We start from the raw sequence: 13,853 nt of genomic DNA on the forward strand, positions 1-13,853 counted from the left end.
CCGCCGCCACCCAGAAGCAGGCGTACGGCCCGACGGCGGCGCTGAGCACGCCGCCGAGCGAGGCGCCGACGACCGTCATCGTGCCCCAGGCCGAACCGGCGACCGCGTTGCCGGCGGCCAGCTCGTCGGAGTCCAGCACGTTCGGCAGGGCGGCCTGCGCGGCCGGGGAGTAGAACGCCTTGGCGACCGCGACCACGCCGATCCCGACCATCGCCAGCCACGCCGTGCCCGAGCTGCGCACCCCGAGCAGCAGGAGCACACCGACCAGCGCGGCGACGTTCGCCCCGATCATGATCTTCCGACGGTCGACCCGGTCGGCGACCGTCCCGGTGTACGGCAGCAGCAGCGCCACGATGCCGGTGTCGACGGCGAGCACCAGAGCGCCCCACACGCCGCTGCCGGTCAGCTTCGGCAGCAGCACCAGCAGCGGCACCATGACGAACCAGTCGGCACCGAAGACCACCAACTCCGCGAGGAAGAGATTGCGGAAGTTCCGGTTGCGGCGCAGGACCGAGAGGGCGGACGGCACGGACGGGACCCTACCCGGCCGGTGCACGAGCGTCCGCCGCCGTGCGCACACCCGACACCGGCCGCCCGTGAGGGCGTGGGGCTCGCGGGCGGGACGCGGAACGCCCCCGACCGGTGGACCGGTCGGGGGCGTTCGTGGCGGTGCCGCTACTCGGTGGGGGGCAGCGGCGAGGTACGGCTCCTGGGCAGCCGCAGCACCTCGAACTGGTCGGTGCCGTCGACCAGGGCGCCCGAGGGCGCCGGTCGGGGCCCCGGAGCGTCAACCCGTGGCTCGCCGGCCGGGGCATCCGCGGTGGTGCCTCCGACACCGACCGCGACCGGGGTCCGGTCGCCGTCGTCCGGGGTGGGACCGTCCTCCGTCGTGGTGGCGACACCGGAGCGGCGGGCCCGCCAGGTACGGAACACCTCCTTGGTGTTCTCCACCATCGTGTACAGCGTCGGCACCAGGATCAGCGTCAGCAGCGTGGAGCTGAGCAGACCGCCGATCACCACGATCGCCAGCGGCTTGGAGATGAAGCCGCCCTCGCCGGTCAGGCCGAGCGCCATCGGCAGCAGCGCGAAGATGGTCGCGACCGCCGTCATGAGAATCGGCCGCAGCCGGCGCCGGCCGCCCTCGACCACCGCGTCCCGCACGCTCATGCCCTGCGCCCGGTACTGGTTGATCAGGTCGAGCAGCACGATCGCGTTGGTCACGACGATGCCGACCAGCATGAGCACACCGATCAGCGCCGGCACGCCCAGCGGGGTGCCGGTGGCCAGGAGCAGACCGATCGCGCCGGTCGCCGCGAACGGGATGGAGATGAGCAGGATCAGCGCCTGTGTCAGGCTGCGGAACGTGGCCACCATGATCAGGAAGACGATCGCGATGGCGGCCAGCACCGCCAGGCCGAGATCCGCGAAGGCCTCCTCCTGGTCCGCGCTGACACCGCCGATGGCGAAGCTCGCCCCCGGTACGTCGATGGCGTCCAGCTTCTTCTGCAGCTCCTGGCTGATGGCGCCGAGGTTCGAGCCGGTGGCCGTACCGGTGACGGACACACTGCGCTCGCCGTCGACGCGGGTGACCTGCTGCGGGCCCGGTGCCGTCGTGACGTCGGCGATGGCACCCAGCGTCACCGGCCCGACCGGCAGCGCCTTGAGCTGATCGACGGTGAGCGGCGGCTGGGCGCTGCCGCGCAGGATCACGTCCTGCTGCCCGCCGTCCAGGGTGACCTGACCCAGCGGCGCACCCCGGTACGCCTGCGCCACCAGCTGCCCGACGGCCGCCTCGCTGAGCCCGTACCGGGCGGCGTCGAGCCGGCGGACGGTGACCTGGACCCGCTCCACGGAGTCGGCGAGGCTGGTGGTGACGTCCTCGACACCGTCCAGGCCCGTCATCGCCGCCTCGACGTCCTGGACCGCCCGTGCCAGCACCTCCGGCTCGGCGGCCTGGACGACGACCTCCAGCTGGTTGGCGGACGCGCCGCCCTGCCCGGCGCCGAAGGTGAACTCGCCGACGCCGCCGCCGAGCGCGTCGAACCTGCCGCGCAGGACCTCGCGCATCTCTTTGGCGTCGGTCTCGTCGCCGAGCGCGACCGACCAGGTGGCGACGTTGTTGCCGCCGACACCGGCCCACGGGGTGTCGCCCGAGCCGGCGGTGACCTGGTACGTCTCGACGCCCTCGGTCCCCGCGAGCACCGCCTCGACCTGCTTGGCCGCCGCGTCGGTGCCGGCGAGGCCGGTGCCCGCCGGCAGCTCCTGGGTGATGTTCAGGGTGTCCTGGCCGGAGTCGTCCAGGAAGTTCGTCTCCAGCTGGCGGGACAGGCCGAACGTGCCGAACAGCACCAGCACGCCGAGCCCCAGCGTGATCCAGCGCGTGGCGCGCCGGCGGGTCGCGAACCCGATCACCGGCAGGTACGCCCGCTGCAACGGGCTGCGCAGCTCCTTCTCCTCCGCCGCCCGGCGTACGGCCTCGTCGTCCGGAGTGGAGCCGGCGGGCTTGAGGAACCAGTACGCGAGCACCGGGATGATGGTCAGCGACACCAGCAGCGAGGCGAGCAGGGCCACGGTCACCGTGATCGCGAACGGCGCGAAGAGCTGCCCGACGAACCCGCCCACGAGCGCGATCGGCGCGAACACGGCGACGGTCGTCAGCGTGGACGCGGTGACCGCGCCGGCCACCTCACGGACGGCGGTGAGGATCGCCGCGCGCTTCTCCTCGCCGTACTCCAGATGGCGTTTGATGTTCTCCAGCACGACGATCGAGTCGTCGACCACCCGCCCGACCGCGATGGTCAGCGCGCCGAGGGTGAGCAGGTTGAGCGAGTAGTCACCGATCCACAGGGCGATCAGCGCCACCACCACCGACAGCGGGATGGAGACCGCGGTGACGACGGTGGAGCGTACCGAGAGCAGGAAGACCAGAATGACCACGACGGCCATGACCAGACCCAGCAGGCCCTCCGTGGTCAGGCTCTCGATCGACTTCTCGACGAACGGTGCCTGGTCGAAGACCACGGTCAGCTCGGCGCCGGAGGCGGTCCGCAGGTCGGCGAGCCGGTCGCGGATCTCGTGGGAGATCTCCACCGCGTTGCCGTCGGGCGCCGCCGTGACCGCGATGCCGAGGCTGTCCTTGCCGTTCGTACGGGTGATCGCGGTGGCCGGGGCGAGCTGCTGCTCGACGGTGGCCACGTCGCCGAGCCGCACCGGCGCGGCCGGCGGGGCGGGGGTGAGGACGATGCCGCGCAGGTCGTCGATGCCGGCGAGCGGGGTGCCCACCTGCACCGGAAGGCCCCGGGTGCCGTCGACCACCACACCGGCGGGCACCGCCACGCCGTTGGTCCGCAGCGCGGCGCCGATCGCGGTCGGCTGAAGGCGCGCGGCGGCCAGCTTGGCCGGGTCCGGGGTGACCACGACGATCTCGTCGCGGGCGCCGGTCACCTCGACGCTGCGGACCCCCTCGATCGCCTCCAGCTCGGGCACGACGGTGTCGCGCAGCTTCTCACCCAGGACGCGCTGGTCGTCCCCTCCGGCGGCGGCGATCACCACGGCCGGGAGGTCGTCGGTGCTACCGACGATCACCTGCGGGTCGACACCCTCCGGCAGCTGCGCCTCGATCCGGTTGAGCGCGGTCTGCATCTTGTTGGAGATGTCGTCCAGGTCGGTGCCGAACGCGTACTGCACCTGGACCGTCGTCGAGCCCTCACGGGAGGTCGAGGTGACCTTCTCCAGGCCGGTGATGCCCTGGAGGCTGTTCTCGATCGGCTCGGTGACCTGCGACTCGACGATCTCCGGTCCGGCGCCCGGGTACGCGGCGACGATGAACGCGGCCGGGAACTCCAGCGACGGCAGGAGTTGCTGCTTCAGCGACGGGACGGCGAACGCACCGAACGCCGTGATCACCACCGCGATGAGGGCTACCAGCCCTCGGTTGGCGAGGCTGAATCTGGCGAGCAGCGACATCGGCGTGGCTCACTCCTGAGGAAGAAACGGTTGCGGGGCAACGAGAGTGTCCCCCACCCGATCTCCACCACCGTCGCCGGGCTCCAGCCCGTCCCGCCCACGGGACCTGCCCGTTCGCCCCGCGCGGCAACGCCGGGCGGACGGATCAGGCGAGGTCGAGGGAGCGGGCGGCGGCCAGCGGATCGTTGGCGATGGTGACCGGGGCGGGTGCCGTCGTGATCGCCCACTCCGGGTCCTTCAGGCCGTGGCCGGTGACGGTGCAGACCACCGTCGAACCGGCCGGGACGCGTCCCTCGGCGGCCTGCTGGAGCAGGCCGGCCACGCTGGCGGCGCTGCCCAGCTCGACGAAGACACCCACCTCGCGGGCCAGCAGCCGGTACGCGGCCAGGATCTCCCGGTCCGTCACGGCGGCGATCAGGCCACCGGAGGAGTCCCGCGCGTCGAGGGCCTTCGTCCAGCTGGCCGGGTTGCCGATGCGGATGGCGGTGGCGATCGTGGAGGGCTCGCGGACCACCTGACCCGTGACGATCGGGGCCGCACCGGAGGCCTGGAAGCCGTACATCTTCGGTGTCTTCGTGGTGTTTCCGGCGGCCAGGTCCTCGGAGTAGCCCAGCCAGTACGCGGACACGTTGCCCGCGTTGCCGACCGGCAGGCAGTGGATGTCCGGTGCGTCGCCGAGCGCCTCGACGATCTCGAACGCGGCCGTCTTCTGGCCGTGCAACCGGTCGATGTTGACCGAGTTGACCAGGGCCACCGGGTAGTCCTGGGCGAGCTTCGCGGCGAGCGACAGGCAGTCGTCGAAGTTGCCGGTGACCTGGAGGAGCTTGGCGCCGTGCACCAGCGCCTGGGCGAGCTTGCCGAGCGCGATCTTGCCCTGCGGCACGAGCACCGCGCAGGTCAGGCCGGCACGGGCCGCGTACGCGGCGGCGGAGGCGCTGGTGTTGCCGGTGGAGGCGCAGATGATGGCCTTGTTGCCGGCCTCGACGGCCTTGGACACCGCCAGGGTCATGCCCCGGTCCTTGAACGAGCCGGTGGGGTTGGCCCCCTCGACCTTCAGCCAGACGTCACACCCCAGCCGGGCGGAGAGCACCGGCGCGGGCAGCAGCGGGGTGTTGCCCTCGTGCAGGGTGACGACGGGCGTGGCCTCGGTGACCGGCAGCCGGTCCCGGTACGCGTCGATCAGACCCCGCCACATGTCGCTCTCCTCGCTCCCGAAGCCCCGCAGCGGGGCCAACGTCAAGCCTGGACCAGCCTGCCGGACCAGCCCCCGCCGCGCCCACCCCTAACCATCAGGCGGGACACGGCCTACAGGCCACCCTCCACCCGGAGCACGCTGGCCACCGAGCGGACGATGTCGAGCCCGCGCAGCTCGCCGACGGTCGCGGCGAGCGCGGCGTCCGGTGCCACGTGGGTGACGATCACCAGGTCCGCGTCGTCGCCGCGGCCGGCCGGACCGCCGCCCGCCGGGCCCTGCCGCACGGTGGCGATGGAGACGTCGTGCCGGGCGAAGACGCCGGCCACCGCCTCCAGCACACCCGGACGGTCGGCCACGTCGAGGCTGATGTGGTAGCGGGTGAGCGCCTCCCCCATCGGCCGTACCGCCAGGTCCGCGTACGCGGACTCGCTGGCCGCGCGAACCCCGGCGAGCCGGTTGCGGGAGACCGCGACCACGTCGCCGAGCACGGCGCTGGCGGTTGGTGCGCCACCGGCACCCCGGCCGTAGAACATGAGCTGCCCGGCCGCCTCGGCCTCGACGAAGACCGCGTTGAACGCGTCGCCGACGCTCGCGAGGGGGTGGGTCAGCGGGATCATCGCCGGGTGTACGCGGACGCTGACCGTCTCCCGGCCCGCGGCGTCGGCGCCCCGGGCGGCGATGCACAGCAGCTTGATGGTGCAACCCATCGACTTGGCGCTGGCCACGTCGGCGGCGGTGACCTCGGTGATGCCCTCGCGGTGCACGTCGGCCGCCGCCACGCGGGTGTGGAAGGCCAGCGAGGCGAGGATGGCCGCCTTGGCGGCGGCGTCGAAGCCCTCCACGTCGGCGGTGGGGTCGGCCTCCGCGTACCCCAGCTCGGTGGCCTCCTCGAGCGCCTCGGCGAAGCCGGCGCCGGTGGCGTCCATCGCGGAGAGGATGAAGTTGGTGGTGCCGTTGACGATGCCGGTGACCCGGGTGATGCGGTCGCCGTGCAGCGACTCGCGCAGCGGGCGCAGCAGCGGGATGGCTCCGGCCACGGACGCCTCGTAGTAGAGGTCTCCGCCGCCCTCCGCCGCCGCGTCGTGCAGCGCCGCGCCGTCCTCGGCGAGCAGCGCCTTGTTGGCGGTGACCACGCTCTTGCCGGCGCGCAGCGCCTCCACCAGCCAGGTCCGGGCCGGCTCGATGCCGCCGACCACCTCGACCACCACGTCGACGTCGTCGCGCTTGATCAGGCCGAGCGGGTCGGTGGTGAACAGCGCCGGGTCGACGGGCAGGTCACCCCGGTCCCGGCCGATCCGGCGCACGGCGATGCCGGCGATCTCCAGCGGCGCGCCGATCCGCGCGGCCAGGTCGGCCGACTGCTCGTGCAGCAGCCGGACCACCTCGCCTCCGACCGTGCCGCAGCCGAGCAGCGCCAAACGCACAGGTGACGTCATCCCACATCCAAAGCGAGCAGGTCCTCTTCGGTCTCCCGCCGGACGATCAGACGCGCCCGACCGTCCCGCACCGCGACCACCGGGGGCCGGGGCACGTGGTTGTAGTTGCTGGCCATGCTCCGGCAGTACGCACCGGTGCCGGGGACCGCGACAAGATCTCCGGGCTGCACGTCGGCGGGCAGGAATTCATCCTTCACCACGATGTCCCCGGACTCACAGTGCTTTCCCACCACGCGGGCGAGCATCGGCTCCGCCGCCGAGGCGCGGGAGGCCACCGTGGCCGAGTACGACGCGTCGTAGAGCGCGGTGCGGATGTTGTCGCTCATCCCACCGTCGACGCTGACGTAACAACGTCCGCCGGCTGCGTCGCCGCCAGTGCCTACCAGCACGGACTTGACCGTGCCCACCTCGTAGAGCGTGAAGACCGCCGGCCCGACGATGGCCCGGCCCGGCTCGATGGACAGGTGCGGCACGGCCAGCCGCTCCGCCGCGCACTCCGAGTCGACGATCTTGCGCAACCGCTTGGCGAGGTCCTGCGGCGTCGCCGGGTCGTCCTGGGTGGTGTACGCGATGCCGAAGCCGCCGCCCAGGTCCAGCTCGGGCAGCTCCACGCCCCGGGCGTCGCGGATCTGCGCCTGGAGGGCGAGCACCCGGCGGGCGGAGACCTCGAAGCCGTTGGCGTCGAAGATCTGCGACCCGATGTGCGAGTGCAGGCCCCGCAGCTCCAGCACGTCCTCGTCGAGGATCTTGAAAGCGGCGGCCGCGGCCGCCCCGCCCGCGAGGGAGAAGCCGAACTTCTGGTCCTCGTGGGCGGTGGCGATGAACTCGTGGGTGTGCGCCTCGACGCCGACGGTCACCCGGACCAGCACCCTCGGTCGTACGCCCCGCTCGCGGGCCAGCGCGGTGAGCCGGTCGATCTCGGTGAACGAGTCGACGATGATCCGGCCCACTCCGGCGTCCAGCGCCCGGGTCAGCTCAGCAACCGACTTGTTGTTGCCGTGGAAGCCGATCCGCTCCGCCGGCATCCCGGCCGACAGGGCGGTGGCCAGCTCACCTCCGGTGCAGACGTCGAGGTGCAGCCCCTCCTCGGCGATCATCCGGACGACCGCCCGGCAGAGGAAGGCCTTGCCGGCGTAGTAGACGTCCTCGGTCGGGAAGGCGGCGCGGAAGTCCCGGCAGCGCGAACGCAGGTCGTCCTCGTCCAGGACGTACACCGGGGTGCCGAACTCGGCCGCGATGTCGCGGACGCCGAGGCCGGCGACGGCGAGGGCACCGTCCGCCGCCCGGGCGACGTTGCGCGGCCAGAGCTCCGGCACCAGGGCGTTGACGTCGCCCGGGGGACGCAGCCACGGCGGCCTGCTGCCGATGTCGCCGTGCAGGGCACCGGCCTCGTGAGCCCGCATCTCACATCCTCTCGGGCGCGGAGACGCCGAGCAGCCGCAGGCCGTTGGCGATCACCGTACGGGTGGCGTCGTTCAGCCAGAGCCGGGCGCGGTGCAGGTCGGTGACCTCCTCCTCGCCGCGCGGCAGGATCCGGCAGTTGTCGTAGAACCGGTGGTACGCCCCGGCCAGCTCCTCCAGGTAGCGGGCCACCCGGTGCGGCTCCCGCAGCTCGGCGGCGGCGGCCACCACGGCGGGGAACTCGGCGAGCGCCTTGAGCAGCTCGTTCTCCTTCTCGTGGTCGAGCAGCTCGGGGCGGAACGCCTCGGCGTCGCCCCGGGTCAGGCCGACCTCGGCGGCGTTGCGGCCGACGCTGGCCGTCCGGGCCGCCACGTACTGCACGTAGTAGACCGGGTTGTCGCGGGTCGCCCGGGTCCACAGCTCCACGTCGATGTCGATCGGGGAGTCGCTGGAGTAGCGGGCCAGGGCGTAGCGGGCCGCGTCCACGCCGATCGCGTCGACCAGGTCCTCCAGGGTGACCACGGTGCCGGCCCGCTTGCTCATCCGCACCGGCACGCCCTCGCGCACCAGGTTGACCAGCTGGCCGATGAGGATCTCCAGGTTGCGCTCCGGGTCGTCGCCGAAGCAGGCGGCCATCGCCTTCATCCGGCCGATGTAGCCGTGGTGGTCGGCGCCCAGCATGATCACCACGCGCTCGAACCCGCGCTCCCGCTTGTCCAGGTAGTACGCGCAGTCGGCGGCGAAGTACGTCCACTCGCCGTTGGACTTGCGCAGCACCCGGTCCTTGTCGTCGCCGAAGTCGGTGGTGCGCAGCCAGGTGGCGCCGTCGGCCTCGAACGTGTTGCCCTGCTCGCGCAGCCGGTCGAGGGCGTGGTCCAGCTCACCCCGGTCGTGCAGGTCCTTCTCGTTGAAGTAGGTGTCGAACTCCACCCCGAAGTCGCGCAGCGACGACTTGATCTCGGCGAACATCAGCTGGACGCCCTCGACCCGGAAGACCTCCTGGGCGGCGGCGTCGTCCAGCTCCAGCACGTCCGGGCGGGTCCGCTGGACGGCCTCGGCGATCTCGGCGAGGTACGCGCCGGCGTACCCGTCCTCGGGGGCCGGCTCGCCCTTGGCGGCGGCCAGCAGCGACCGGGCGAACCGGTCGATCTGGGAGCCGGCGTCGTTGAAGTAGTACTCCGTGCCGACCTCGGCGCCGGTGGCACGCAGCAGTCGGCTGAGCGCGTCGCCGACCGCGGCCCACCGGACGCCGCCGATGTGCACCGGGCCGGTCGGGTTGGCCGAGACGAACTCCAGGTTGATCTTCTGACCGGCGAGCCGGTCGCTGCGCCCGTACTCCTCGCCGGCCTCGACGATCGCGCGGGCGAGCTGGCCGGCGGCGGCGGCGTCGAGCCGGATGTTGAGGAAGCCGGGACCGGCGATCTCCACCGACTTGACCCCCGGCGCCCGCCCGAGCTGCTCGGCGAGGGCGGCGGCCAGCTCGCGCGGCGGCACGCCCACCTTCTTGCTGAGCTGGAGCGCCAGCGTCGACGCGTAGTCGCCGTGCTCGGGGTTTCGGGGTCGCTCCACCGCCGTCCGCTCCGGCAGGGCGGAGCGGTCCAGGCCCCGCTCGGTGAAGACGGCGTGGGCTGCGGAGAGGACGACCTCGGCGAGTTCTGCGGGAGTCACCGAACCATGTTATCGGGGGTAGACTCGGCACCCGCGGCGGCGACCCAGCATGTGAACCCGGCCCGCCGGATCCCCTGACCGACCGACCTGACGAGGGACGATGAGCATCAGCACCCCGGGCGGCCCCGAACGCCGCCCGACCGTGGTCAGCACCGGCAAGAAGCCGGCCGCGGGCCGGCCGTCCGCCGGCGCCAAGGCCGGATCCGGCAAGCCGGCGGGCAACGCTCGCACGGGCGGCAAGGGCCCTCGTAAGCCGATCGCCCCCGTGAAGGTCAGCCAGGGCCGCAGCTGGGGCCCGATCGCGCTGTTCACCGCCGTCGGCCTGCTGGCCGTCGCGATCATCGGGTACGGCGCGTGGGCGACCTTCCAGGGCTCCAAGCCGTGGGAGGACCGGGCCGACGCGATCGACGGCATCGTCAACTTCCGCGAGTCGGACAAGTCGCTGGTCGAGGGCGGTAAGCACCAGCAGGGCTCGATCACCTACGCCCAGCAGCCGCCGGTCGCCGGCCCGCACAACAACTCCTGGCAGAACTGCATGGGTGACGTCTACGACGCCCCGATCGCCAGCGAGCACGCGGTGCACAGCCTGGAGCACGGCGCGGTCTGGATCACGTACCGCCCGGACCTGCCCGCCGACCAGGTCGAGAAGCTCGCCGCCAAGGTCCGCGGCAACGAGAAGCTGATGATGAGCCCCTTCGAGGGCCTGGACAAGGCGATCTCGCTGCAGGCCTGGGGCTACCAGCTCAAGGTCGACAACGCCGACGACGGCCGGATCGACGATTTCATCAAGACGCTGAAGGTGAACGCTTCCATCGAGGGCCCGACCGCGTTGTGCAACCAGGGCGTGACCGCCACCGGCACCACCCCCCGGGAACTCCAGCCGCAGCAGCAGTAAGGACGAGCCGTGACCGCACCCGCGAGCCTGGACGACACGTTGGACGGCACCCCGGACGAGACCCCGGTCACCGAAGACGGTGACCGGCGGTCCGCCCGCCGGTTCGGCACCCTCGTGGTGGCGGCCGCCGTCGTGGTCGGCCTCCTGCTCGGGTACGCAGGGGGAATGCTGACCCCGCGCCTGACCCGCCCGGGGGACGCCTCCGTCGAGGCCGGGTTCGCCCGGGACATGACCAGTCACCACTCCCAGGCGGTGGAGATGGGGCTGATCGCGTTCCAGCGGGGTACGGACCCGGAGGTCCGCAGCATCGGCGGCGACATCGCCCTCGCCCAGCAGGGTGACGTCGGGACGATGCAGACGTGGCTGCGGTCGTGGGAGCTGGATCCGACCGGCTCGCAGCCCCGGATGGCGTGGATGCCGGAGGGCACCAGGATGGTCAGGAACGGACTGATGCCGGGCATGGCCACCACCGAGCAGATGACGCGGTTGCGGGAGGCGCAGGGCAGGGAGTTGGACGTCCTCTTCCTCGACCTGATGATCCAGCACCACATCGGCGGCATCCACATGGTCGACGCCCTGCTCGACGCGAGCGACGAGCCGGACGTGGTGCGCGCCGCCCAGACCATGAAGAACACCCAGCAGACCGAGCTGGTCAACCTGCAGAGCGCCCTCAAGCGCATCCAGGGCTGACCGCTCCCGCGTCGGCTTCACCATCCCGAGAGGTCCGTACCGCCACCTGCGGTGCGGACCTCTCGGCATGCGGGGCACCGTCACCATCGCTCCCCGCCTGCGGCTCGGAAGGTCCCCGCTCCCACAGAGCCGCTGGAACCGACGGCGGTCGCGTCCCTGTCGAGGTGATGTCGTGGATGACTCAGACTCGCACGCCGGCGTCCGGCACGGGAGCGGCCGGAGACGGGCCACAACGCCCACGGCCCGCGCCCCCGCGCCCACCAGCACTGAGCTGAGAAGCAGCGTGATGTCGTCAATGGCTCAGCTCGACAGCGTTCCCGCTGCCCGTTACATGTCGAGATTCCGCCGGGGGCCGACCGGCCACGACGCCCCTCTTGCACCTTTAGCGCGCTTTGGTAGCTCTGAGAGGTCCGACCGATTGCGACTCTAAGAGAGTTTTCTCCACACATATCGTGACCAGTTGCGATTCGGACTCGTTGCGCAGGACGTGGGGGTTGCACTGAGAGACGCGCGGCGTTCGGTCACCAGCTGGTGCCGGCGCCACACCATCGGCGGTGACGGGGCGGTGGCGGCCGTCCGTCGCGGACAGCGGCAGGGCGAAGCGGGAATGCTCAGCCGCGAACAGGAACTCGATCTCATCGACACCCTCCGCGGTGTCCACCCCGACGCGTTCGGCCTGGACGAGGAGCTGTGGACGCGGCAGAGCCTGCACACCCTCATCCAGCGGCGCTTCGAGCTGCCGCTGGACGCGGGTGCGGTCGGGGCGTACCTGCGAGCCTGGGGTTTGGGTCCGCGGGAACCACGCGAGCGGGCCTGCGGGCTCTGCGTCGGCGCGGTGGAGCGGTGGGTGCGGTCGGAGTACCCGGCGATCACCCGGGCCGCCCAGGAACACGTGGCGGAGGTCTACTGGCTCGGGCGGATCCGACTGCGCGGAACGATGCCGACGGCGGACGTGATCTCCGCCGTCTCGTCCCGGGGCCGGGTGCGCTTCATGATCACGACTCCGTCGGTCGACCCGCCGCTCCCCCGCGACTTCGTGCTGCGGCTCAGCGGCGAGGAGCAGCGCACGGTGCACCTCATCGTGGACGGCTCCTGGCCCCGCAACGAGTGGCCGCGCCGGCTCCCCCGGCGGATCGTGCTGCACCCGCTGCCCAGCTGCGGTCGTGCGGTCGCCGCCGCCTGACCGCCACGAGGGGCCCGACGACACACGACCGACCACCGGATACCGATTCGGCGTTCAGCGGCCGGGTTTGCTAGTCTTCTCCAGTCGCTGAGCCCCCGTAGCTCAGGGGATAGAGCACCGCCCTCCGGAGGCGGGGGCGCAGGTTCGAATCCTGCCGGGGGCACCAGAGATACACCGGAAAGCCCGGGCCAGACGGTCCGGGCTTCTTCGCGTCCGGGCACCCCTGGTGCGGCGCGTACGTCAGCCGCCGGCACGGCGGGCGCGGGCCCGGCGCTTGCCCTCGTGCATCGCCTGCACGCGGGCGACGGGGATGGTGTGCCCCTCGGCGACCAGGTCGGCGGAGAGCGGCTGCGGCGCGGGCATCGACGCGGCCCACGGGTCCCGCTCGGCGACCAGGGCCGGGGCGGTCCGGATGGTGAAGTCGGCCGGGGTCACCGACTCCAGGTCGGCCCAGTCGACCGGGAACGACACCGGCACCCCCGGCCGCAGTCGCGGGCTGTACGCGGCCACGACGGTCGCCCCGCCGGCCCGCGTCGAGTCGACGAAGACCTTGCCGGCCCGGTCCTCGCGGATGAAGGCGGTGGTGGCCAGCGCCGGGTCGAGCCGCTCGGCGCGGACGGCCAGGGCCCGGGTGGCGGCGGCCATGTCCTCGGCGGTGGCGCCCGCCGCGACCGGCACGAAGACGTGCACGCCCTTCGCGCCGCTGGTCTTCACCGCACCGGCCAGCCCCGCGTCGGCGAGTGCCTGCCGGACCAGCAGCGCGGCGGCGACCGCGACGCCGAACGCCGTGCCCTCGGGCGGGTCCAGGTCCAGCACGAGGTGGGTGGGGCGGTGCGGGGCGTCGGCCGTGGCCAGGGTGGGGTGGTACTCCACCGCCCGCTGGTTGGCGAACCAGAGCAGGGTGCGCCGGTCGTCGCAGAGGGCGTACGAGATCTCGCGGTGCGACGCCTCCGCCCACACGGTGGTGCGGCGCACCCAGTCCGGGGTGTACGTCGGGAGGTTCTTCTGCATGAACGGCGGCTGGCCGGGGCGCACGCGGATCACCGAGAGCGGGCGGCCGGCGAGCTGCGGCAGGATCCGGTCGGCGACGGCGTCGAGGTAGTCCACCAGGTCCCGCTTCGTCGCGCCCGAGGAGTCGAACAGCGCCTGGTCCAGATTGGTCAGCGCCACACCGTGCCGGTTCTCGCCCGCCCCGCCCATCCGCCCACCTTCCCGGCCCGGCCCCCGCCGGTCAACCGGACACTACGCAACGGGTGCGACAGCATGGCGCATCGTCGAGTTCTCCTCGCCGGCCTCGGCCGGGGCGGCCGGCCGGGGAGACCGTCGGCGCAGGGTGCCGACGGCGAGCAGCAGGGCGGCCGTGACCAGCACCGCTGCCACGGCGAACGCCGCGCGGTAGCCGGCGGCGAGCGCCGTCAC

General features: G+C 72.5%; 10 protein-coding genes and 1 tRNA gene. 4 read left to right on the forward strand and 7 right to left on the reverse strand.

Going from position 1 to position 13,853, the window contains the following annotated elements; translation table 11 throughout:
• The 6 genes from AB0I76_RS10655 to argS form a co-directional block, all read right to left on the reverse strand.
• On the reverse strand, window positions 1–529 hold a 529-nt coding region (locus AB0I76_RS10655), incomplete at its 3' end, for an MFS transporter (protein ID WP_357033008.1).
• Between the two features lie 146 nt (window positions 530–675).
• Window positions 676–3,966, reverse strand: coding sequence for an efflux RND transporter permease subunit (locus AB0I76_RS10660; protein ID WP_357033011.1), 3,291 nt, complete (start codon window positions 3,964–3,966; stop codon window positions 676–678).
• A 145-nt stretch (window positions 3,967–4,111) separates the two neighbouring features.
• Window positions 4,112–5,161, reverse strand: a complete 1,050-nt coding sequence (gene thrC / locus AB0I76_RS10665; protein WP_357033028.1) for a threonine synthase — start codon at window positions 5,159–5,161, stop codon at window positions 4,112–4,114.
• Window positions 5,162–5,271: 110 nt separating this feature from the next.
• Window positions 5,272–6,585, reverse strand: coding sequence for a homoserine dehydrogenase (locus tag AB0I76_RS10670; RefSeq protein ID WP_357033031.1), 1,314 nt, complete (start codon window positions 6,583–6,585; stop codon window positions 5,272–5,274).
• A gap of 8 nt (window positions 6,586–6,593) precedes the next feature.
• Window positions 6,594–8,000, reverse strand: coding sequence for a diaminopimelate decarboxylase (gene lysA, locus AB0I76_RS10675; protein WP_357033014.1), 1,407 nt, complete (start codon window positions 7,998–8,000; stop codon window positions 6,594–6,596).
• Between the two features lies 1 nt (window position 8,001).
• A complete protein-coding gene (argS, locus tag AB0I76_RS10680; protein WP_357033017.1) occupies window positions 8,002–9,666 on the reverse strand; it encodes an arginine--tRNA ligase in 1,665 nt (554 codons plus the stop codon).
• A 100-nt stretch (window positions 9,667–9,766) separates the two neighbouring features.
• On the opposite strand from argS, the gene AB0I76_RS10685 reads away from it, so the two are divergent.
• The 4 genes from AB0I76_RS10685 (at window position 9,767) to AB0I76_RS10700 (ending at window position 12,600) form a co-directional block, all read left to right on the forward strand.
• Window positions 9,767–10,561 (forward strand): DUF3105 domain-containing protein, encoded by a 795-nt coding sequence (locus tag AB0I76_RS10685; protein ID WP_357033020.1) that lies wholly within the window; start codon window positions 9,767–9,769, stop codon window positions 10,559–10,561.
• Window positions 10,562–10,570: 9 nt separating this feature from the next.
• Window positions 10,571–11,251, forward strand: a complete 681-nt coding sequence (locus AB0I76_RS10690) for a DUF305 domain-containing protein (protein ID WP_357033023.1) — start codon at window positions 10,571–10,573, stop codon at window positions 11,249–11,251.
• 487 nt (window positions 11,252–11,738) lie between these two features.
• Complete coding sequence (locus tag AB0I76_RS10695) at window positions 11,739–12,434, forward strand: winged helix-turn-helix domain-containing protein (RefSeq protein WP_357033034.1); 696 nt, start codon at window positions 11,739–11,741, stop codon at window positions 12,432–12,434.
• Between the two features lie 91 nt (window positions 12,435–12,525).
• Window positions 12,526–12,600 (forward strand) — tRNA-Arg (locus tag AB0I76_RS10700).
• Window positions 12,601–12,674: 74 nt separating this feature from the next.
• Here AB0I76_RS10700 and ligD read toward each other — a convergent pair.
• A complete protein-coding gene (ligD, locus tag AB0I76_RS10705) occupies window positions 12,675–13,634 on the reverse strand; it encodes a non-homologous end-joining DNA ligase (RefSeq protein WP_357033026.1) in 960 nt (319 codons plus the stop codon).
• Window positions 13,635–13,853 lie beyond the last annotated feature (219 nt).

Source organism: Micromonospora sp. NPDC049799, from assembly GCF_040656655.1.
Classification (GTDB): Bacteria; Actinomycetota; Actinomycetes; order Mycobacteriales; family Micromonosporaceae; genus Micromonospora.